The 23,263-nt window shown below is 58.7% G+C and carries 15 protein-coding genes; 10 read left to right on the top strand and 5 right to left on the bottom strand.

Going from position 1 to position 23,263, the window contains the following annotated elements; genetic code table 11:
* Positions 1–9: 9 nt before the first annotated feature.
* The 4 genes from VK574_RS00250 to VK574_RS00235 all read right to left on the bottom strand — a co-directional run bounded on the left by VK574_RS00250 (position 10) and on the right by VK574_RS00235 (position 9,902).
* Complete coding sequence (locus VK574_RS00250) at positions 10–3,609, bottom strand: TonB-dependent receptor (protein WP_472797747.1); 3,600 nt, start codon at positions 3,607–3,609, stop codon at positions 10–12.
* Positions 3,610–3,870: 261 nt separating this feature from the next.
* Entirely contained in the window at positions 3,871–4,662 is a 792-nt protein-coding gene (locus VK574_RS00245) for an SDR family NAD(P)-dependent oxidoreductase (RefSeq protein ID WP_472797746.1), read from the bottom strand.
* Positions 4,663–4,687: 25 nt separating this feature from the next.
* Positions 4,688–5,734: a zinc-dependent alcohol dehydrogenase gene (locus VK574_RS00240; protein ID WP_472797745.1), complete on the bottom strand. Its 1,047-nt coding sequence runs from the start codon at positions 5,732–5,734 to the stop codon at positions 4,688–4,690.
* Positions 5,735–5,927: 193 nt separating this feature from the next.
* Positions 5,928–9,902 carry an Ig-like domain repeat protein gene (locus VK574_RS00235; RefSeq protein ID WP_472797744.1) on the bottom strand — a complete coding sequence of 1,325 codons (3,975 nt, stop codon included), beginning with the start codon at positions 9,900–9,902 and terminating at the stop codon, positions 5,928–5,930.
* Between the two features lie 470 nt (positions 9,903–10,372).
* On the opposite strand from VK574_RS00235, the gene VK574_RS00230 reads away from it, so the two are divergent.
* The 3 genes from VK574_RS00230 to VK574_RS00220 all read left to right on the top strand — a co-directional run bounded on the left by VK574_RS00230 (position 10,373) and on the right by VK574_RS00220 (position 13,406).
* Positions 10,373–11,524 (top strand): aldose 1-epimerase, encoded by a 1,152-nt coding sequence (locus VK574_RS00230; protein WP_472797743.1) that lies wholly within the window; start codon positions 10,373–10,375, stop codon positions 11,522–11,524.
* Between the two features lie 157 nt (positions 11,525–11,681).
* Positions 11,682–12,809: a type IV pilus twitching motility protein PilT gene (locus tag VK574_RS00225; RefSeq protein ID WP_472797742.1), complete on the top strand. Its 1,128-nt coding sequence runs from the start codon at positions 11,682–11,684 to the stop codon at positions 12,807–12,809.
* Positions 12,810–12,911: 102 nt separating this feature from the next.
* On the top strand, positions 12,912–13,406 hold the full coding sequence (locus VK574_RS00220; protein WP_472797741.1) for a YybH family protein: 495 nt from the start codon (positions 12,912–12,914) through the stop codon (positions 13,404–13,406).
* Between the two features lie 27 nt (positions 13,407–13,433).
* Here the strand turns inward: VK574_RS00220 and VK574_RS00215 are convergent, their stop codons facing one another.
* Positions 13,434–14,573: a Gfo/Idh/MocA family protein gene (locus VK574_RS00215; protein ID WP_472797740.1), complete on the bottom strand. Its 1,140-nt coding sequence runs from the start codon at positions 14,571–14,573 to the stop codon at positions 13,434–13,436.
* Positions 14,574–14,776: 203 nt separating this feature from the next.
* On the opposite strand from VK574_RS00215, the gene VK574_RS00210 reads away from it, so the two are divergent.
* From VK574_RS00210 to lon, 7 genes are all read left to right on the top strand, one after another.
* Positions 14,777–15,544 carry a VOC family protein gene (locus VK574_RS00210; RefSeq protein ID WP_472797738.1) on the top strand — a complete coding sequence of 256 codons (768 nt, stop codon included), beginning with the start codon at positions 14,777–14,779 and terminating at the stop codon, positions 15,542–15,544.
* A 173-nt stretch (positions 15,545–15,717) separates the two neighbouring features.
* On the top strand, positions 15,718–15,972 hold the full coding sequence (locus VK574_RS00205) for a CPCC family cysteine-rich protein (protein WP_472797737.1): 255 nt from the start codon (positions 15,718–15,720) through the stop codon (positions 15,970–15,972).
* A gap of 175 nt (positions 15,973–16,147) precedes the next feature.
* The gene (tig, locus tag VK574_RS00200) at positions 16,148–17,530 is read left to right on the top strand and encodes a trigger factor (protein ID WP_472797736.1); all 1,383 of its coding nucleotides are present in this window, start codon (positions 16,148–16,150) and stop codon (positions 17,528–17,530) included.
* 104 nt (positions 17,531–17,634) lie between these two features.
* Positions 17,635–18,225: an ATP-dependent Clp endopeptidase proteolytic subunit ClpP gene (clpP, locus tag VK574_RS00195; RefSeq protein WP_472797735.1), complete on the top strand. Its 591-nt coding sequence runs from the start codon at positions 17,635–17,637 to the stop codon at positions 18,223–18,225.
* 53 nt (positions 18,226–18,278) lie between these two features.
* Positions 18,279–19,553 carry an ATP-dependent Clp protease ATP-binding subunit ClpX gene (gene clpX / locus VK574_RS00190; RefSeq protein ID WP_472797734.1) on the top strand — a complete coding sequence of 425 codons (1,275 nt, stop codon included), beginning with the start codon at positions 18,279–18,281 and terminating at the stop codon, positions 19,551–19,553.
* Positions 19,554–19,680: 127 nt separating this feature from the next.
* Entirely contained in the window at positions 19,681–20,448 is a 768-nt protein-coding gene (locus VK574_RS00185; protein WP_472797733.1) for a TIGR03435 family protein, read from the top strand.
* Between the two features lie 203 nt (positions 20,449–20,651).
* Complete coding sequence (gene lon, locus VK574_RS00180; protein ID WP_472797732.1) at positions 20,652–23,060, top strand: endopeptidase La; 2,409 nt, start codon at positions 20,652–20,654, stop codon at positions 23,058–23,060.
* Positions 23,061–23,263: the final 203 nt, after the last annotated feature.

Below are 23,263 nucleotides of genomic sequence, written 5' to 3'. Positions count from 1 at the left end.
CAACAAACATCAGAATTGTATTCGGCCGTTTAACTCGATCACGCGGCCCGAATCGGCTCCTTGCGCATAACCGAAAAACTGATTGTTGATATTGGCGCCGGGATTCGAATTTCCGTTCGTGATCGGTTGAAGCTGCAGCAGGTTCAGAACGTTGAATACGTTCATCTGCAACCGCAGCAGCGTGTGATGCTCGCCGAAGTCGTGAGCGAACTGCTTGGCAAAGCTCATATCCAGGTCCTTGTAGCAGGGCCCCCGGAAGCTGTTGCGCCTGATGCCAGGAACGTATTTGTGCGAGTTCGTCGGCGGAGTTGTATTGAAGTAGTTCGTTCCTCCGGCCGTTCCATCCCCACCGCGATTTGGGAAATCAGTTCCGTTCATGTACAGATCGTTCGAGCAGCCTTGAACGACTCCACCGCTATAAGCCAGCGGACGCGTGGGGCTGACCACACCGGAACCCGGCACCAACGCCGATGTTGCGAGGTTGAATGTAACCGGCGTGTAGGGAAAACCGCCATGCCACGTGTAGATGCCATTCACCTGCCACCCGTTCAACAGCGTGTCCGTCAAGCCGTTGCTGGTATGAATCTTCGGCACATCCCAAAGGGCGGTGGTCGTGATGCGATTACGCGCGTCGAAGTCCGATGGCCCCCACTCCGACCTGTTATCGACCGGGTTGGTCTGGTTCGCGGAAGCGTCAGCGAGATCGCCATTCGATACCTGGTCAAGTGCTTTTGACCATGTATAAACCATGCTGAACGACACGCCGTGACCCGCAGAATGCCTTAGCTGCGCATTCATCGCGTTGTAGTTCTGGTTCGAATCGGTCTGCGCAAAGTACGCAGCAAATACCGGCGAGTTCGCATTGCTATAAAGGAAGTTCTGGTTCACCAGCCGCGCGTAATGGTGCCCTTCGCTGCCGGCATAGCCCAGCGTCGCCGTAAAGTTCCACGGCATCTGGTACTCGCTTTCGAACGAATACAGATAGCTCATCGGCGGCCGCGTGGCGGCCGGCGCGCCATACACTTCCACGCTCGGAGTGCCTCCCCCCAGCGGATTCGGGAAACCGTTGGAATTCACTCCGGTCGCCAGAGCAGCATTCGTCGGGAAGCTGTTTGGCGAATTGCTTGAGCCAACCCCGTACAAAATCGACCCGGCTGCGAACGGCGTACCGAAATCCAGGGGGTTAGTGCCGCAGCACAGGTTATACAGCGCTACGTTCGGACCATCCTCCCCTGCCGGATTGAAAAGTGCGATGTCGAGGTGGTTGTAAGCGACCGCAAAGCCGCCGCGCACGACGAGCTTCGGATCGCCACCCGGTTGCCACGCAAACCCGAGCTTCGGCCCCCAGTTGTTGTTATGCGAAGCCCATAGGTTGTCATGCGGTACCAGCGCCATGTTCGCGAGTTCCAGACCCGGAGGCCCCAGCACCGGATAGTTGATTTTAAAATTCTTGTTGTGGAGCGGGGTGAAATCCTCCCACCGCAAGCCTGTATTCAGCGTGAAGTACGGCGTCAGCTTCCAGTCGTGCTGTGCATAGATCGCGATGTCCTGATCGCGGAAATACCTCTGCGTCTCCGCGATGCCGCCGGTGTTCGGATTCGCCGTGATCTGCTCGAAAATTGGCGCATCATTGAGCATCGACCAGGGTCCTTGCATGGCATAGATTGGACGATCCTCTCCAGAGAGATTGTCATTGTCCTGCTCGAATCGCACCTCAGCGCCCAATCTCAGCGTGTGTGCTCCCCACGTATGCGTTACCAGGTCACGTATCTCGTATGTGTTTTCAGCAAATACGGCCGGGCTGGTTTGCGACCAGTTGACGCCATATTGAGGATTGATGCCGCCCGGCAAACTCTGCACATTGATGTAGGGAAGCCCGAAATTGACTGCGTTCCCTGCGTCGCTGATTCCGTTCTCTGCAAACCGCGTGCCGTTCGCGCGAAGTTCGTTGAGCCATGTAGGCGAGAAGGTATGGATGAAGATCGCCGAAGCAGCCGAATTCAACGGCTTGAACGGCACGTCGTCCAGCGGACGCGAGCCATTCGTACCGCTGGGGCCAAAGTTATCGAGCTTGGTAAAGTACACCACGCCCGCAAGCAGGTCCCTCGAACTCAAATTCCAATCGCCGCGCGCATTGAACTGGTTGCCGCGACTATGGCTCGGATTGCTGATCGCCGCATTGTAAAGATCGGGCACGCCATCCAGACCACCACCAGTTACCGCGTTTGATGTCGGATTATCCGGATAATTCAGGCGCGGATAAACACCCAGCTGCGATGCGCCGCCCGCAGTTGGAGAGCCGATGTCGATTCCGTCGCCGACCACATTGCAGTAAGGACCCGAGGTCGCTGTTTGCATTACACCACCAACCGGCGGAAACCCTCCCTGGTTCGCATACGCAGAGCAATCCGTAAGCGACGGATTCACCCCAACCACGCGTGGAGCCATGCCCGGCAGGGCAAAGATTCCGGCACTGATACCACCCGGCCGCTCCCCCGGATAGGTCGAACGAAACTCCGGCGTCTCCACCCACTCGTTCGTGATCGCGTTCTGGTGCACGCTGAAGCCCGAATACGAAGCGAAGAAGAACAGTTTGTTTCGAATGATCGGACCACCGAGCGATCCCGCCCATGTCCGCTGCGCGTTATTGTCGCGAACCGGTTTTCCTGCCGCTGGTCCGGCGAATTTGTTGTACGCATTCAACCCCGGGTCATCGTAGAGAAAGAATGCGCCGCCGTGCAGGGCGTTTGAGCCGCTCTTGGTCACCACTTTGATCTGCGCGCCGCTGTTGCGTCCATCCACGGCATCATAGGAGGTGGAAATCACCGTCATCTGCCCTACGGCTTCTTCGTTCGGTGTGACCACCGCATTGCCGCCATGGGTCAGCGAGTTCACGCTCACGCCGTCTATCATGAAATTGTTGTCTGCCTGGCGCTGGCCATCGGCCACAATTTGCACGCCGTTCTCTGTCTGAAACACACCGCTATTCGATCCGCCCGGTCCAGCTCCATTGGGCAGAAACACGGCATTCCCATTCCCGGCGCGCGCTGCATCTCCGGTAATCCCCGGCGCGGTGCGGAGAAGTTCATAGGGATCGCCGCCGAATATCGGCAGCTTTTCCACCTCTTCGCTTGTGATTGTCGAGCCGATGCTGGCGTCCGCCGTTTGCAATTCAGGCTGTGTGCTCGCCGAAATGGTCACGCTTTCTGACGCCCCGCCTGTCTCCAGGCTGACGTTGAGGTTACGAGGCGTTTCCGCCACCACCGCGATACTGTCGGTCTTCTTCTCTTTGAATCCCTGCACTTTCACGTCGAGTGAGTAGTTTCCCGGCGGCAGCGCACTGAATATGAAAAACCCGGTGTCGTTAGTTGTTTTCGTTTGCGTCTGCTGAGTGCCTGTATTGATCAGAGTGACCGTTGCATTCGGAACCGCCGCTCCACTCGGATCCAACACCGTGCCGCCAAGACTCGCGCCAAACTGCGCGTGGGCAGGTGTCACGGTAAGAACGATCAGCACCATCAACGCGATCCACCAGACAGGCTTTTGATATTCGGGCATGGCGTCGCCATAGCCAGATCGGTTCGACCTCACAAAATGAGTCGTCTGCATCGGGGTCTCCTCAACGGGTTGCCGACTTGCCGGCAAATTGTCTCTTTTGTCGCAATCGGGGAAGTTGAACTGTCTTGCGCACATTGCGCAATCGATTGTGCAACGGCGTAATTGAAGCACCGTCAGGATTTAGTTGTCAACAAGGCCCCCGTACCCCCGGGCCCTGTGGCATCTTGGATGCGCCAACAATCGTTTCGTAATGCCTTTTTGTTGCGAGCGGGTTTCTACTCGTGATGAGCAGTCATCGCGGTTCTCCGTGGCTTATTTATGCGCGACCGTCGCCCGCGTTGCGCCGGTCGAGATGCCTCCATCCACCAGCAGCGTCTGCCCCGTGATGTAGCGGCTCGCCTCAGACGCCAGGAACACGACCGCTCCATCCAGGTCATGCGGAAGCCCCGCACGCTTCACCGGAATCCGGTCCGTCAGATATTCCACCCACTCCGAATCCTCGTAGAGCACCTTGTTCTGCTCTGTCCTGAACCAGCCGGGAGCCAGGCAGTTCACCGTAACGCCGTGCCCGCCCCAGTCGTCCGCAAGGCTCATGGTCAGTTGCCGAATCCCGCCGCGGCTCGCGCAGTAAGGCGCCAGTCCCGCAAAGCCGAAGACGCTGGTCACCGACCCGATATTGATGATGCGCCCGTAACCGTGTTCGATCATGCCGCGCGCCACTGCCTGTGCAACAAAAAAGCTTCCCCGCAAATTCGTATCGAGGACCAGGTTCCAGTCGTCCCACGTAATATCAAGCGCCGGTTTGCGCACGTTGCATCCCGCATTGTTCACCAGAATATGAATCTGCCCGAACGCTGCCGTAGCCTCGCTCACCATGCGTTCGATGCTGGCAGGTTCGCGCACATCAAGCTCAAGCGCGATCGTGCGCCTCCCCAGGCCTCGCATCTCCGCTTCAAAGTCTCTGAGTGAATCGAGGTTCCGGCTCGTCAGCACCAGGTCTGCGCCGGCCTTCGCCAGCGCCCGTGCAAAGTACTGTCCCAGGCCGCGACTTGTCCCCGTCACAATCGCAACCTGGCCCGTTAGATCGAAAAGCGAATCAGTCACAGTGCAGCCTCGCTTCACGCTGTCTTCAGCGTGCTTCCTCATTCGGAGACAAGACCACCTTCATCAGGTTCGGCTCCTGCGCATGCAGGCGCTCAAACCAGCTAGGGCCCTCTTCCAGCGGCGCAACCGCCGTGATCAACGCCCGCACCTGGATCCGACCACTCGAGATCAGTTCGATCGCTTGCGGATATTCGCCCGCCGAAGCTGCCGTTCCCTGGATCCGGATCTGCCGCGAAACTACCTTCTGCAGCGGCAAACTGACCTCCGGCTCGATGTTCCCGATCAGCGTCACCGTGCCGCCTTTGCGTACACTGTCAATCGATTCCGCAACCGTCTTGGCGCGGCCCACTGCGTCAAACACCGCGTCCGCACCCACACCGCCCGTCCGCTCCAGCACAGCTTTGGCAATCTCTTCGCCGGTCCCGCGCAGTGCTTCGTCGGCGCCCAGCAGTTCGCCCAGCGTAAGGCGCGTCTCATCAATGTCCGCAATCATCACCCGCGCCACACCCGCCGCGCGCAATGCCTGCATGGTCAGCAGGCCGATCATCCCGGCGCCAACCACCAGCGTTGTATCGCCCTTCTTCACCCCGCTCACTTTTACTGCATGGATCGCCACCGAAGTAGCCTCAAGCATCGCCGCCTCGGGAAACGACATCTTGCTCGGCAAACGATACAGGATGCGCTCGGGCACCGCGATGAATTCCGCGAACGCTCCGTTTCGGCGATACTCGCCGCACGAAACGCCGATCACCTGGCGTCGGTCGCAGAGATTCATTTCGCCGCGACGGCAGTACACACACTGCCCGCAATAGACCGTCGAATCAAATGTCACCCGATCGCCCGGCTTGTACGCCGTGACACCAGTGCCAACTGAAAAGATCACTCCCGCCGCTTCATGGCCCATCACCAGCGGAGGGATGCGTCGTCCCGACGATCCGTCGTACCCATGCACATCGCTGCCGCAGATGCCGCAAGCCGCCACGCGCACCAGCACTTCCTGCTCGCCGGGCTCCGGCCTTGGCAGGTCTGCAATGGCAAACTTCCCATACTCTTCCAGCAACAAGGATTTCATCGATTGCTCACGTCCACTTTCCTGTGCGAACTAAGGCAGAAATGGCGTTGCGCCTTTTCCGATTCTATCCGCTGCGCAGCGTAAACCCCTGGTCGAAGTCGCGTTGTAATCCAATCATGCCGGGCTGCAAATGCCTTGAAGACAAATTGGCCCTCCCCGCAGGGAGGGCCAGCTTGCCGAGCAAATGATGAAACTAGTTCACGGTTACAGTGAAGGTTGTTGTCGCCGTTGTCTTGGCTGGATCGGTGCCTGTTGCATTTACGGTGAACACATACTTGCCTGAAGCCGTTCCAGGATCGCTGGTTCCACCACCTCCGCCGCCGTTGCTCTTGCCGCCGCCGCCACCGCAAGCTGCGAGGCTGCCAAGGGTCATCAGCAGCAGAAACATCCCGAGCATCACTTGCCAGCCACGCCGACGTGCCGGAATTCCGAAGAACACCACCAGCGCAAGAATCGCGCCCGATCCGGTCACAGCCATGCCCGGAAACGCCGGCCTATTGAGCGCTGCTGTAGTCGCCGCCGTGGTGCTTACGGTTACAGTCGCGCTTCCACTCGATCCAAACGCTGTCGTATTCGCCGTGCATTTCGGAGCGTCCGCAGCCGAGTTCGTCGGACTCCCCGAATTGAGCGTGCAAGTGCTCAGCGCCACATTGGCAGAGTAGTTGTTGCTAGTCGTCCAGGTGACCGTCGAGGTCGCCGGAGTGCCGCGGTTGACGTTCGCCGGCGTTGACGCAGCAGGCGTATAAGTGGACTGCGTCACCGTAACGCTTGCCGTTCCCGTTGCCGTTGCGAAGTTGTTGTCTCCGCTGTAGCTAACGGTCAAGGTGTCTGTTCCCGCGCTAAGGCTGTTCGCAGGAATGGCGATCGTAACGCTGCCTGATGCAAGCGTCTGCGCTGAGGAAGCATAGCCCCCTCCCGACAATGTCACCGTGCCGGTTGGTGTTCCGCTGGTTCCCGCGACCGCTGCCGTCACATTCAGGCTCTGACCCGAGTTGATGCCCCCAGCCGCCGCTGTCACCGTCACCGTTGGAGTTGGAACCGTAACCGTTACGCTAGCCGTTCCAGTCGTAGACAGGTAAGTCGTGTTGCCGGAGTAATTCGCGGTCAACGTGTCGGTTCCCGCGCTCAGGTTTCCGCCGGGAATCGTAATCGTTGCGCTGCCCCCGACGAGTGTGGTCACCGGCGAGGTAAATCCGCCGCCGCTAAGTTGCACTGAGCCAGTAGGTGTACCGCTGGTTCCCGCTACAGCTACCTGCACTGTCAAGGTGGATGCCTTCGCTAGGGTGCTCGCAGAGGGAGTCACCGTCACCGTCGGCGTAAAGACGGTCACCGTCACCGTCGCCGTGCCACTCGCAGTCACATAGCTCGTGTCGCCGCTATAGGTAACAGTAAGGGTGTCGGAACCGTTGCTCAGCTTATTCGAAGGCACGGTAATCGTACAGGCGCCGGCCGCAAGCGTACAGGCTGGCGACGTATATCCCCCGCCGCTCAGCTGCGCGGTCCCCGTCGGTGTCAGTCCTGCGCCGGTAACCGTAACAGAAACATTCACGCTGTTTACCGTGGCATTCACGGTAGTCGGATTCGCAACCACCGCCACGGTCGGCGTAAGTTTGTTCACGGTTACGCTGACTGTGCCGGTCGCCTGCGCATACGTTGAGTCGCCGGTATAGTGCGCAGTCAAAGTATCGGCTCCGCCACTCAAACTGTTGACCGGAATCGTAAAGGTAAAAGCGCCGCTGGCCAGCGTGCTACTTCCGGATGTATATCCACCGCCTGTCAGATACACTTGCCCGGTCGGTGTTCCGCTTGCGCCGCTCACCGTCACGGTCACGCTCGTAGTCTGGTTCACGTTGATGGTGCTCGGCGTAGCCACCACAGCCACTGTCGCCGTTGCCGTGCCCGTCGGCGAAACCCACGCGTTCGCCACGTTGGCCACATTCAGCGAACCCAGTCCGGTTGCCTCGTCATAACCCGTTCCCCCGGCAAAACCACTCAGCTCACCATAGGCGTTTCCAGTTGCAGCCAAGGTGCAGTTCAATGAGTTGGCAAGGCACGGCATCGCAATTGTTCCCGTGTCGATGTCGTTGAAGAAGCAACTGCTCGACGACGTGGTGACCGTTTCGGCGGAGCAGCTTGCATAGGTTTGTTGGCCCGCAAGCTTATAAAGCTGCGTATTTGGATTGCCCTGCGGCGTTCCGGCTTTCTGATTGATCAGCGCCATCACTCCAGCCATCGCCGGAGAAGCAACTGAGGTTCCACCAACCTCTTCCCCGCCGGGCTCAGTGGTCGACGTCGCCGAAGCGACACATGTTCCGGTGTCGGAAACACAAATCAAGTAGGCAGTTCCCAGAAATCCGTTCCCAGCGAAGAATGAAACGTCCGGAATGTCGCGTTTGGCGTCCGCTGGAATGCCGGTCACCCCGGTCTGCCAGCTTGGTTTCGCATATCCGCCCGAGCAACTAGTCGGATCTGGGAGCGCGGTCGTCGATGTAGTGCTGTTGACGGTGCAATTGCTTTGGCCGCCGCTGCCGCCGACGACATCCACGAGGTCAAGCAGGGCCTGCTCGTTGGTCGAGGTGACCGCCTTGGTCGCGATGTCATCGCACAGCTGGTTCGCTGAAAGACTCTGGCCGAGGTTGCCATTGAGAATCGCGACAATGATCGGATTGGTGCAGGTATCGTTCCACGGAACTTCGGGAATATAGCCCTTCGCCGACGAGCCGTTGGTGCCACTATTTGTGCTGTTCCAATAGGGCGCCGCGCTCGAACCCCAGTTCAAATCGGTCCCGCCAACCGCTGTGTTGTACTGGGTTGACGCAATGCCGCTTACACTCAAGCCAAACTTCGCTCCGTAAGGAGTGCCCGAAGCGTCGCCACCCTGGTCGCACGAAGGAGAGCCGGAATCGCCCGAAGCCACAAACACGGCAATCCCTGCCGTCGATGCGCTTTGCCACAGGTTGTTGTACGCGGTATTTCCGCTTGTCCCCAGAAACAATTCGCATTGACCGTAACTCACATTGAGAATTGTGGCGGTATTGTTGTTGATGACGTACTGCGCCGACTGGAAGATCGCGTCATTCGTGTTTGTCTGCTGCGTCACCACCAGGTCTACCGTTGCGCCCTTTGCAACCGCGCCCGACCACTCCACATCCAGCGCATTCTCAACCTGGTCGTCAAGCGTGCAAACCCCCGAGAGTGTCGTGCAGAACCCTGGATCCGTACCGTTGTTAGTCACCTTGAATTGCCCCGTCTTCAGTACGGGCAGCCCAAAAGCGCTGCGAAATGTAGCCACGTCCGCTGCTCTTACGTCGCTTCTTCCGGCAATCGCAATGGTCTGCCCCGTGCCGTCGATTGAGCTATTCCACAGCGGAAGCACATTATAGATAGCCGCGAAATCGTACGGTGCTACATCCTCAACCTCGCAATTTGTTCCGCAGCCAAAACCCATTTCCGGCCGTGGGCTCGCGGTTGTCGCATTCCCCGCTGGAACCCGTTTCCACTTACCCGTTTCCCGGTTCAGCGCGACGGCGCTTCCCGTCCGGTGCAGCGGACGCGGAATAAAGTTGTGCAGCGCCTTCGGTCCCAGTACCACCGCCTCCAGCGCCATGGGGATCTGCGGATTGCTCATGTTTGAAATGTGCGGCTCACCCTTCACCACAAGGTTGTGAACCTCTGTGTGGAACGTCTCCTCCACTTGCGCCGCGCTCCCGCTGAAGCGGATCGTCATGCGGTCCTTCGAAACTTCCTCGACCGATAGGCCATGGCTCGATAACCACGAGGACACAGTCGCAATATCCGCCGGCGCTGTGCCGAATTTCTCGCCAACCTCCTCCGGCGCAAGCCAGTGATGGAAATTCGGAGATGTCGCGTCGTACTGGCTCTCCACAAAAGCATCAAACGCGGCCTGCTGCTCAGGGCTGCGACGCAAAACCAGGATCAGGTCCGCCATGGGCAAATTGGGACTCACACGGCCGCGGTCGTTCTGTGCGATTGCCGCTGGTGGCGTGTTGCCTTCCAGCTTCACCAATTGACTCTCGTTGATTTTCTCGAGGATCAACCGTTTTGGCGCGATGGTCTGCGCGAGCGCGCTGGGCTGCGCATGGGGCAAAGCTACGGAGAGACATACCAGGGCAAAGCAACGAAGAGCAATCCTATGCAGGGGGAGCATTTTCCTGACCGTGGACCTTTCTCGGGGTATTCCCCCGAAGAAGTGATACGTGAGTGGCGAGACCGGAGCACTCGCCAGGGCAGACGGCACCTGCTCTTGGCGCAATGGAGAAGGCAGTGATTGGGTCGAATTGTACCCTTATTCCATCGCGACGCAACATGACCAATTCGCGCAGCGATAGTTACTTTCCGGGGACCATCGCGTTTGTGTTGAATCACTTCCACTTATCATCCGGAGTCCGCGCCCGCTAAAACTCATTTGGCATCCCGGTTACGGATGGCCAATCCCCTCTCTGCAACCGTCCTTTCCGGGTTCAAAACTCCGTCGCACAGGCCCTCCATTTCCCTCCCGCCCAAGGCGCCATGTCGTAGAATGAGGCCGCTTTCGGAATACGCTTTCACGTGCCGCGAATTGCCGGACCGCAAAGCACAAATCCGGAAATCCAAACGCACCTTCAGGGATGGATCGCAATGAAGCCTTCTCTTCGAACCTCTGTTCTTTTCTTCGTTCTCCCGGTCGCTGTGGCAAGCTGGGGAATGATGAGTGCCCAAGCCCAGTCCTCGACCGAAATTGGCGGACAAAAAATCGTCACCCTTACCCGCAAGGCAGCCAGCACCACGAAGCCCGAGTTCACCAGCATCACCGTCATGCCCGGCCGCGGCATGGAGTTGCTCCAGATCACCGCCAACTTTCCCGGCCGCGGGAACGTCGACGTTCTCGCGTCTCCTGACGTCGCAGGCGCCAAAAAGATGCTCGACGAAACCGATAACGCCAATGGCGACTATGGATACCGCCTCGGATCGGCCTTCCTCGTTCCCTATCCCAACCGCATCCGCGGAAAACTCTCCGCTGACGGCAAGACCCTGACCACCGAGTGGCAGGGAAAAACCATCACCCTTCCCGCCAACAATATTGGCAAGCTCGCCGGCGCCGAGCGCCATGCCATGCACGGCCTCATCCTGAAAGCCCATACCGACGACGTTTCTGAGAAAACCATCCCCGGCGGAAAAGAAGTCACAGGCGTCATCCATGCCGGCGACTTTGGCGGTCACTGGCTCTCGAAAACCGACCTGGTATTCACCATCAGCCTCACCGCCGACGCGGTAGACGCCGTCGTCGTGGCGAAGAATGTCGGCACTGAAGCCGAACCCATCGCTATCGGCTGGCACCCCTACTTCAACTTTCCCTCCGGCGACCGCACCCAGGCTCGCTTGCAGATTCCAGGTTCCATGCAGGCCACCGTCGACAGCTACGACAACGTCTTTCCCACCGGCAAGCTCGTACCCGTCGCCGGGCAATATGACCTCCGCGCCGGCGCGCCGCTCTACAAGAATTTCTACGACGACAACTGGAGCCAACTCGACTGGAAGAACGGCGTCGTCCAGGTGAACATCTCCGATCCCGCAGCCAAATACGGCGTCAGGATCGAAGGCCTCTCGCCTGAAATCAAAACCATCCAGGCCTACGCGCCCCCTGACAAGAACTTCGTCGCCGTCGAGGATCAGTACAATTTCGCCGACCCCTTCAGCAAGGTCTGGGGCTCCATGGACACCGGCATGGTCACCCTGAAACCCGGCCAGAACACCAAGTGGCACGTGCGCCTCAAGCTCTTCGTCCCATAACAGTTTTCACTAACCTTGAACGGCCTGGGGCTCACCAAGACCCGGGCTTTTCAAATCTTCGAACGCTTTGCCTCTTATCTCCGCCCCATGGAGCGAAACCTCCGGCGCGCGCGTCCTACAAGCAACTCTCGTCCCCCAGAGAGCTTCATTACCCCGTATGCACAAAGATTCATCATCACCGGCCGCCGGTCTCCCATACACCTCAACCGATTCCCCCGCGGAAACCATAGAGCTCATCGACCATCTTTTGTCAGAAGCCCTTGCACTGAACGCATCAGACATCATCCTGGTCAACGGGTCGTCTCCGACCCTCCGTGTGAACGGTGCACTTAAATCACTGGCGGGCGGCGAACTCTCGGTCGACGACATCTGGGTCCTGCTAACGCCCCTGCTCACGCCGTCCCGGCTCGAAGAGCTGAATCGCCAAAAGTGTCTGGATTTCTGCTTCGAACGTGGATCCGCCGGAAGATTTCGCGCCAACGTCCATTTCCAGCGTGGAACCATCGCCGCCTCAATCCGTCTCCTTCCCAGCCAGATCCCAACCCTCGAGTCGCTCCACCTCCCGCAGTCGCTCTCCGTCCTCGCCGAGCGCCGCCAGGGACTCATCCTCCTCACCGGTGCCACCGGCTGCGGCAAAACCTCCACCATGGCGGCCTTGATCAACGCCATCAACAGCACCCGCCACGATCACATCATCACCATCGAAGACCCGATCGAATTTCAGCAGCCGAATCAGCTCTCACTCGTGGAACAGATCGAAGTAGGATCAGACACCCCCGGATTTGCCCAGGCAGTCCGCGCCGTCCTGCGCCAGGATCCCGATGTCATCCTCATCGGCGAGATGCGCGACGCCGAGACAATGGCCGCCGCTCTAACCGCCGCTGAAACCGGCCACCTCGTCCTCACTTCGCTGCACACCAACGACGCCGCCCAGACCGTCTCACGCATCCTCGATATCTTCCCCTCTGGCTTTCAATCCCAGATGCGACGTCAGCTCTCACTCGCCCTGCTGGCCGTCATTCATCAGCGGTTGTTACCCGCAATCAACGGAATCGATCGGTATCCCGCCGTCGAGATTCTCATGGCCACCAGTGCAATTCGCAATCTGATTCGCCGTGGAGACGACCACCAACTCAGAGCCAACATTGAAACCGGCCGCTCCGAAGGCATGCAGACCATCGAACAGTCCATGGCTGAACTCGTGCGCAACCAGCGCATCTCCCGCGACACAGCCTACGCCCACTCCAGCCACCCCGAAGATCTCCGCCGCCACCTCGGCGAATAGAGCGCATCCCGCAACCACACGGTTGCGTATCCATCGAACATATGCCGAAATAGCCGTTGTCTCCGAAAACGCCGAAATTCTACATTCCCCGGAGGAACTCGCATGAAATTGGCAAGCATAGCGCGCGTTGGGTTTTTGGGAATCCTGATCATTGCAGTCTGCGGGCGAGCTGCGGATACAAAAGGAGATTCACCGGAGACTCAGGTGCACGCTGCGCTTAGGGGCTTCGTGCAGGCGTTCGACAATCTGGATTGGCCGACCTTCCGAGCTTGCTTCGCACCGGACGCAACGATGTTCCATCCTGCGGCGCCCAATACGAAACGCGTAGATACTCGCGAACAGTTCGACCAGGCATGGCAAGGCGTTTTTGACCGGATACGGAAAACGTCGGGCCGCAATGCTGCGCCTTATATGCAGTTGCACCCTGAGAATCTGCAGATCACAATGCTCTCCCCGGATGTTGCGCTCGCCACGTTCCATATCTTCAACAAGGCTGAGATTGATCGACGCACAATTGTGTTCAAACGGTATGGAGATGCATGGAAGATCGTGCACATTCACGCATCAAACCTCAGCACCGGTGAAGCGCAACCCTAACCGGGAAAGCCCGTCCGACGCCAGATTTCAATCTCCCAGCTTGTTCAACTTCACCGTGCGTCCCGTCCGCGCCGACTCACGCGCCGCATCCAGAATCTGCATCACGATCACGTTGGTATCGAGAGCCGTCAGATCTCCCTTCGGCACAATCTCGCCGCGCAACACTGCCGAAAGATACGAAAGCGAATCGCGCTCCCGTGCAGGCAACGCCGGCGCAGTCGTCGTGTGCTCCTCTGCGTCGTGCTCATGCCGAATTCGAATCTGGTCGGCCGCAACCGTGATGGCGTAGCCCGTGGCTCCGTAGACCTCCATGTCCTTGCGCCCAAACGGCCAGTTCCACGATCCCATAATCACGGCCTGCGCGCGCGGATACTGCAGCGTAATCGTGGAGTCATCATCGACCTTTGGATAGAGATGCGGCTTGTCGTGATTCACCACCGCCGTCACCGTCAGCGGCGTTTCGCCGTGCATCATCCACGTCATCAGGTCCACGCCATAGCAGCCAAAGTCGTAGAGCGCGCCCGCACCGTTCTGCTCAGGATCTGTGAGCCAGTTCAGAAACTCCGGCGGCACATTGATTTCCTTTGGCCCCTGGTGCCCGTCGTGCACGACCACCCGCCGAATCTCGCCGATGCGCCCCTCGCGAACTTCTTCGTACGCCGCCCTGTTGCTCGTGTACCACGTGGTCTCGTAATTCACCAGCACCTGGATCTTGTGGTCCCGCGCCGCTTTCCGAATCGCCAGCGCGTCCTCAAGTGAAATGGTCAACGGCTTTTCGACCATCACCGACACACCGTACGGCGCAGCAATCTCGATAGCATGACGATGCTCGCCGATCGAGGTGTACACCAGCACCGCCTGCGGTCGAGTCTTCTCGATCATGTTCGCTTCGCTCTTGTAAAACAGCGTGTCCGGCAGCGAATACTTTTTGCCGTACTTCTGCCACAATTCGGTGTTTGCGTCGGCGATTCCCACCAGTTGCACAGCCGTGTGCTTCGGAAGCTGCGACAGGAAGCCCTCCACATGGCCGTGCTCGAGGCCCACGATCGCAACTTTCAGCGGTTGCGTTTCTTGAGCCGCCACAGAAAAATGGGAGCCGCTGAACAACACCACCATGCACGTTGTGATGAACAAATGGGAACGACGAGAACTCTGCACGAATATCATCTTGATCGGATTCCTCCTGCGGCCTTGATTCTACATTCCGCATTTGCGCAGCATCTGCCTGTTTCCGCTCTGTGAATTCAAATCCGGATTCTGACTCAGAATTCACCGAGCGTTGGTTGACACGGCGCGAGTTGGATTGATATCAACGACAAGTTGACTGGGCGCCGAAGCCTCTTGCACCCGGCAACAAGGAGATCCCCGGAATGTTTACCCCCAAAGGAAAATTTGGCTGGTACGAACTCATGACGAGCGATACCAAGGCCGCGGGAAAGTTTTACTCAGAGGTTGTCGGATGGACCACCCAGGAAATGCCCAGCACCGGCGGCATGGAATACACGACTTTCAACATTGGCAGTGTCGGTCTCGCCGGCATGTTGAAGATGGAGGGCCACACCTCGTGGATCGGCTACATCTCCGTCGATGACGTGGATGCGCATATTCAAAAGATCGTGGAAGCGGGCGGAAAGTTGTGGAGGCCGGCAACCGACGTTCCCGGCATGCTTCGTTTCGCCGTCATGTCAGATCCGCAGGGAGCGGCCTTTGTCGTCTTTACCCCTGACCCCGCCATGCCGTCACCGCAACGTCCTGAGCCGCCCACTCCCGGAACCATCGGCTGGCACGAACTCTACACAACCGACATCGAAGCCGGGTTCGATTTCTACAGCAGAATGTTCGGATGGACCAAGCTTACCGATATGGATATGGGCCCCATGGGCCTCTATCGCCTCTTTGACGAGGGTGACCACAAGCAGATGGGCGACGGCGGCATGATGGCCAAGGCTCCTCACATGCCGGTGTCGTGCTGGGGCTTCTACTTCAACGTGGACTCGATCAACGCAGCCAAATCCCGCGTTGAAGCAGGGGGCGGCAAAATCCTCAACGGACCGATGCAGGTGCCGGGAGGGGGATGGATTATCCAGTGCCAGGATCCGCAAGGTGCGATGTTCAACCTGGTCAGCAGCAAGGAATAGCTGCGACGCGTCAAGGCGCGGAAGAGAAGATCAGGCCAGGGCCAATCCGCCGCTGGCCTGATTTTTGCTTCCTGATATCTTTGGGACCGGCAGATTCCTGCTGACGAATCCGCAGACTTTCAAGCCGAACCGCGCATGTAAACGCCCACGCGCCGAAACCCGTCAATCCTGGCATGGGGATGGCACCGATTCGTTTTCGATGCCCTTGCTGCGGGTACAGGACTCTTGAGGCGCCAAGCACGTTGGCCTTATGTCCGGTGTGCTGGTGGGAGGATGATGGCCAGGAGGATGCCGACGCCTCCGACGTCCGGAACACCGTAAACGGCGAGTTGAGCCTCAACCAGGCCCGTATGCACTACTCCGAGTGCGGCGCTGCCCACCCCCGCTTCCTTCCGTATGTGCGCAAACCAGAGGTGTCCGAGCAGTAACGTGTCTTCTCCGGTCCGCCAGGCAACCCTTCCGGCTTGGCCCGTTTGACCGCCCCCGCAAACCCTCTTACCATGATATTGAGGCAGTATCCCCGCCACACGACGCTGTTGCCGTCTGGCGGCAGCCCGCTGTAGCAGCAAGATTTGGCGCCTGTCGCGCCCGGAAGGTACAACGTTGAGCACCGCTGACACACTCGAAACGAATCCCGCATCGGGTACACCCGAAGACGCACACGGCCACGAAGGCCACGATCACGAACACGACCATAACCACGAACATCAACACGGCCCGGTACTCAATCCGGATTGCACCCGCGAGCTTGTGCTGGATGTCCCCGCGGACGAAGTCTCCAAGGCCTTCCGCAATGTTGTTCGGAACTATCAGAAATACGCCAAGCTTCCCGGCTTCCGCCCCGGTAAGGTGCCCGAGGCCGTAGTTCGCCGCCGCTTTGCCACCGAGATCCGCAAAGACGTCATCGACGGCCTGCTCCCTGACCGCTTCAGCAAAGGTGTCCGCGAACTCGGCATCCGCCCCGTCGGCCAGCCGCAGGTAACGGAACTGACGGTGGACGAAGGACAGCCGCTCCACGTAAGGGCTGTCTTTGAATACCTGCCTGACTTCTCCATCGAAGGCTACGAGCAGGTTGTCGTCGAGAAGCCCTCCGTCGAAGTGACCGACGAAGAATACGCGCACGAAATGACCCAGCTCCGCGAGTCCCGCGCCGTCGTTGAGCCCGTTGAAGAAGATCGCTCCATCGTCGACGGCGATTGGGCCGAGATCTCCTACACCGGCCTGATGACCGAGGACGCCGAAGCGGCTCCTATCACCGGCGAAGACTCGCTGGTCGAGGTCGGCGGCAAGGATACGGTTGAGGCGTTCACCCAGGTTCTGCGCGGCGCAAAAGCCGGACAGGAACTGAAAGCCGAAGTCATCTACCCGGCCGACTATCCTGAAACCAAGCTCCAGGGCAAGACCGTCGCCTACGACGTTGCCGTTAAAGCCATCAAAAAGCGGACACTTCCCGAATTGAGCGACGAGTTCGCCAGGGAAGTCGGAAATTACGAAAGTTTGGACGATTTGCAGTCCCGTATCCGCGAGCACATGGCCAGCCGCAAGCGTCGCAGCGTTGAAGCCGAAACCAAGGACCGCCTGTTCGCCGAGTTGGTCAATAAGTATCAGTTCCCTGTTCCGGAAAGCCTGGTGCAGGACCAGATTGATGCCCGCCTCGAGCGTGGCCTCCGGGCCCTCGCCGCCCAGGGCATGAACCCTGAACAGATGCGCAAGCTCGATTTCAGCCGCCTGCGCGGCGCCCAGCGCGACTCCGCCGTCGCCGAGGTCAAAGCTCACATCCTGATGGACCGGATCGCTGAAAAAGAAGGGATTACGGTCACCGACGAAGAGCTGGACCGGGAATTACAATTGGCAGCAATCCAGTCCCGCGAACCGTACGAGACCCTCCGCCAGCGTTTGACGGACGACGGCGGGCTAGCTAGAATCCGGGAACAATTGAAACGCGAAAAAACCGCAAGTCTGCTGTATGAAAGATTGCCCGCGTAGTCGTTGAGTTGGCGAAACTGCTGTGCTGACCGGGACTTGCACCTCCCCGGCCCCACGGCCATCAAATAGGACGGGGCAATAACCCCGCGAGGGATAAAACTCGAATGGCACTGGTTCCCATGGTGGTTGAGCAGACGAGTCGCGGCGAGCGCGCCTACGACATATATTCCCGTCTGCTTCGCGATAACATCATTTTCCTCGGCACGCCGATCGATGATCAGGTAGCCAATCTCATCGTTGCTCAAATGCTGTTTCTCTCGGGCGAAGATCCGGAGAAGGACGTCCAGCTCTACATCAACTCTCCCGGAGGCTCCATTACCGCCGGGTTGGCAATCTATGACACAATGCAGTTCATACGCAACAATGTCGTGACATACTGCATTGGTCAGGCGGCCAGCATGGGAGCATTCCTGTTGCTCGCCGGAACAAAGGGCAAGCGGTTTGCGCTGCCAAACGCGCGCATCCTCATCCATCAGCCATCGATGGGTGGGCTGAGCGGCCAGGCGACGGATATCGATATTCATGCACGCGAAATCCTCCGCATCCGCGAGATCACCAATATCCTGATGGCGAAGCACACCGGTCAGCCGCTCGACCGTATTGAACGCGACGTGGAACGCGACTTCATCATGAACTCGGCGCAGGCGAAAGATTACGGCATCATTGACGAAATCATCGATCGGCCGCGCACATAGCGGCCGCACACTGCAAGCACTTTTGAAAAGGCCAGTCCAAAGGGAGCAGAAAAATGAAAACGCGCACGGGACCTGAAGAAGCGCTGCGGTGCTCGTTCTGCCACAAATCGCAGGACGCTGTAGCGAAGTTGATCTCGTCGCCCAGCGACTATCCACGGGCATACATCTGTGATGAGTGCGTCGCTGTTTGTAACTCCATCCTTGAGGACGATCGCGGAGATTCCACGCATCCCGCCAATGCTGCCGGACACTTGCCCAAGCCGCAGGAGGTCAAAGGCTTCCTCGACGACTACGTCATCGGCCAGGACCAGACCAAGAAAAAGCTTGCTGTCGCCGTCTACAACCACTACAAGCGCGTGCAGATGAACCGCATGCGCAACAACGAAGTCGAACTCGCAAAATCGAACATCCTTCTCATCGGACCCACGGGCTCCGGCAAGACGCTTCTGGCGCACACCCTGGCCAAGATGCTCGATGTTCCCTTCGCCATTGTTGACGCCACCACACTCACTGAAGCCGGCTACGTCGGCGAAGATGTCGAGAACATCATCCTCAAGCTCCTCCAAGCCGCCGACGGCGACGTCACCCGCGCGCAGCAAGGCATCATCTATATCGACGAGATCGATAAGATCGGCCGCAAAGACGAGAACCCCTCCATCACCCGCGATGTCTCCGGCGAAGGCGTGCAGCAGGCACTCCTCAAGATCCTCGAAGGCACCGTTGCCAATGTGCCGCCGCAAGGCGGACGCAAGCATCCGCATCAGGAGTTCACCGCGGTTGACACCACCAACATCCTGTTCATTTGCGGCGGCGCCTTCGTCGGCCTCGAGCGCGTAGTCGGTCGGCGCATCGGCAAGAAGGCTCTCGGCTTCAAAGCCGCGGATGCCGAGGCGGATGCGGCAACAACACGTTCGCATCGCGACACCGAGTTGCTGCGCAAGACCGAACCACAGGACCTCATCAAGTATGGATTGATTCCGGAATTCGTCGGCCGTCTCCCCGTAATGGGCATCCTCGATGAACTCGATGAAGCTGCTCTCGTCGAGATCCTCACCAAGCCGCGCAACGCCATCGTCAAGCAGTATCAGCGCCTGCTCGAATATGAGAATGTTCGCCTCCACTTCACGCAGGACGCCATCGGCGCCATCGCCCGCGAAGCTCTGGCCCGCAAGGTGGGCGCGCGCGGCCTGCGCATGATTCTCGAAGAGCTTATGCTCGATCTGATGTATCACCTGCCCAGCAACAAGAAGGTGCGTGACCTCGAAATCACCAAAGACATGGTCGAGCGCCGCGATCTATCGCTTTGCCTGCTCGAAAAGGCCGGCTAAGCAATCCGCAATTTGTTCCTTCCCGCAGCCCCTCCCATTGGAGGGGTTGCTTTTTTTCCGCGAGCCGATCTGACGCCGTGTTCGTATGACTGTGCATTTGCATCAAACGATCGAGATGGTGAATCGCATGCTTTTCCGGCGACCCACAATTCTTCTCGTCTTCCTCGGCGCCGTCGCATTTGCGCAGTCCCCGCCACCGGCATCGTCGTTTGAAGCTGCCTCCGTCCGGCCCAGCCAGCACGAAGTCGGCCCCGACTACAACAACCAGATAACCTACTCACCCGCCGGCTTCAACGGAAAGAACGTCACGCTCAAGCGTCTCATCGCGGAAGCATGGAACTGCCAGCTCAATCAGGTCAGCGGGCCGCCGTGGCTCGACCACAATGAATACGACATTGCCGCACGCGCTTTCGAGGGCGCGACCAGAGAACAGATGCAGCCAATGCTGCGCGCGCTTCTGGTCGACCGCTTCGGGTTGAAACAACACAGCGAAAGCAAATTGATGCGCGTGTACGAATTGGAAATCGTCAAAAATGGCCCGAAAATCAAACCAGTCCAGGATGCAAGCGCTTCCTCGTCGGGCCCTGGACTTCGCTTCCGCGGTGGCATGCGCCAGTTCGCCGATCTTCTGGCTATTCAATTCACAATTCCCGCGCCGGAGAACCCCGGAGTTCCTGTGAAAGCCGGTGGTCCTGCGATCCCGGTCCTCGACAAGACGGGACTGCAAGGCATCTACGACTTCAGCGTAGAGCTGCCGCCCGAGCTGGGGACTGACATCTTTACAGCGTGGAAGAGAGCCCTTGAAGATCAACTCGGCCTGAAAATTGAAAGCCGAATGGATCACGTTGCAGTTGTGGTCGTTGATGACGCAACAAGGATTCCGGCTGCAAACTGATATCATCGGCGACCTCGACACTTTCCTCACACGCAACTGACTTTCGTATACTCAAAGGTCACTTCACTCGGAGATGTGACCTTTGAGTCTTCAGGCATTCGTGCCCCCCTCCGTCTGCCCAAACCGCTGTACAATCCCAACAAGGCGCGCTGGATACCTGAGTCCCATGACATCGCCCCGCGTCTAACACCCATGGTGCTTTTATGACTTCTTCAAAAGACAAGAGCGAGCCGCGCAAACTTCCCATGATGCCCATCCGGGACATGGTGATCTTCCCCTATATGATGACGCCTTTCGTCGTCGGCCGCCTCTCGAGCGTCCGCGCACTTGAAGAAGCGCTCAATGGCGATCGCAAAATATTTCTCGCCACGCAGCACGACGCCTCCATCGACGAGCCAAAGGCCAAGGAGATCTATCAGGTCGGCTCCATCTGCAATATCGTCCAGAGCGTTAAAATGCCCGACGGCAACATCAAGGTGCTGGTCGAGGGCGTCGAGCGCGCAAAATCGACCGAGGTCAACGACAAGGATGGCTTCTTCGTCGCCACCGTGCGCACCGGCAAAACCGATTTTGAAATGACGCCGGCCGTCGAACAATTGATGCAGCGCGTAACGTCGCTATTTGAGCAGTACGTCAAACTGCAGCAATCTCTGAATTACGAGACCATCATTGCAACCGTGCGGATGGACGAGCCCGCGAAGCTCTCTGATACCATCGCCGCCAACCTGCAAATGGGCATCGAGGAAAAACAGGAACTCCTCGGCATCTTCGATCCCGCTACTCGCCTCGCGCGCATCGCCGACGTGCTCGACATTGAAATCGAAAAACTCGATCTCGACCGCAACATCCAGTCGCGCGTCAAGCGGCAGATGGAGCGCGCGCAGAAAGAGTACTACCTCAACGAAAAAATCAAGGCCATCCAGAAGGAGCTCGGGCGCGGCGAGAAGAGCGAGTTCGACGAGCTCCGCAAGAAAATCGAAGCCGCCGGCATGCCAAAGGAAACACTCGAGAAAGCGATACAGGAACTAAAGAAGCTCGAGGCAATGCCGCCCATGTCGGCCGAGTCCACCGTGAGCCGCAATTACATCGACTGGCTGCTCGCAGTACCGTGGAAGAAAAAATCCAAAGAAACACGCTCAATCGACTTCGCCGAAAAGGTGCTGAACGAGGACCACTACGGTCTCGAGAAGATCAAGGAGCGCATCCTCGAATTTCTCGCGGTTCGCCAACTCGTCAAGAATCCCAAAGGCTCGATCCTCTGCTTCGTTGGCCCTCCGGGCGTCGGCAAAACCTCGCTCGGCATGTCCATCGCCAAGGCCACCGGACGAAAGTTCGTTCGTCTGTCTCTCGGCGGCGTCCGCGATGAGGCCGAAATCCGCGGCCATCGCCGCACCTACATCGGCGCTCTGCCCGGCCAGATCATCCAGCACATGAAGCGCGCCGGCACCAAGAACCCCGTCTTCCTGCTCGACGAAGTCGACAAGATGGCGTCCGACTTCCGCGGCGATCCGGCATCGGCGCTTCTTGAAGTTCTCGATCCTGAGCAGAATACAACCTTCCAGGATCACTACCTCGACGTGGACTACGATCTCTCGCAGGTCCTCTTTGTCGCCACTGCCAATGTGCTGCACACAGTCCCCGCTGCCCTTCAGGACCGCATGGAAGTTCTGCGTCTGCAGGGTTACACCGAGCAGGAGAAACTCGAAATCGCCAAACAATACCTGGTCAGGAAGCAGCGCGAGCAGACCGGCTTGAACGACAAGAATGTCGTCTTCAGCGACGATGCCATCCTCGAGATCATCCGCAACTACACACGCGAAGCCGGCGTCCGCAACCTTGAACGCGAAATCGGCAACGTGTGTCGCAAGGTAGCCCGGCGCGTTGTGAAGAAGGGTGCGAAACACAAGGAAGAGATCACCAGCGCATCCATCAGCGACTTCCTTGGCGTGGCGCGCTACCGCGATTCCGAAGTGCACGAGAAGAGCGAAGTGGGCCTCGTGACCGGCCTTGCGTGGACTGAAGTCGGCGGCAGCATCCTCACCACCGAAGTCACGGTCCTCGATGGCAAGGGCAAGCTCACCATCACCGGCCAGCTCGGCGACGTCATGCAGGAGTCGGCTCAAGCCGCTCTCGCCTATATTCGCGGACGCGCGCAGGCCCTGGGGCTCAGCCGCGAGTTCTATCGCAATGTTGACCTGCACCTGCACGTTCCCGAGGGCGCCATACCCAAGGACGGCCCCTCCGCAGGCATCACCATGGCAACGGCCCTTGCAAGTGCGCTCGCCAAGATCCCAGTCCGGCGCGACATTGCCATGACCGGCGAAATCACGCTGCGCGGCAAGGTTCTGCCTATCGGTGGCTTGAAAGAAAAACTGCTGGCGGCCCTGCGCGCAGGAATCTTCGAAACCATCCTGCCCAAGGCCAACGAGAAAGATGTTGCCGAGTTACCCGACAACATCAAGAGCTTCATGAAACTCCATTTTGTCGACACCATGGACGAGGTGCTGGCCCTGGCCCTTGAAAGCCCACTGCCAACCCCCATGCCCGAAGCCGCAGAGGTCCTCTCCGTGCCTCCACAGGATGTCGTGAGCGGCCAGGTCTCCCGCCAATAACACTCGGCGAGAGTTTCCAATGCCGATCTGTTACGCATCAGGGCACGCTTCCACTGCCTGCAGAGAAACTAGGGTGTATTCCGGAGGGAGCGTGGGGCTTCAGCCCCACGAAAAGCGGTCATAGAATCACCGGGCTTTAGCCCCGGCGTCTTGTTTGGCCGCCCCTACTTGCTCTGAATATCCTCGAACGCGTGCACCCAGGC

The sequence above is a fragment of the Occallatibacter sp. genome (genome assembly GCF_035317045.1).
Classification (GTDB): domain Bacteria; phylum Acidobacteriota; class Terriglobia; order Terriglobales; family Acidobacteriaceae; genus Telmatobacter.
Note: the sequence above shows the minus strand (reverse complement) of the source record. Positions and strands in the feature narration are given on the sequence as shown.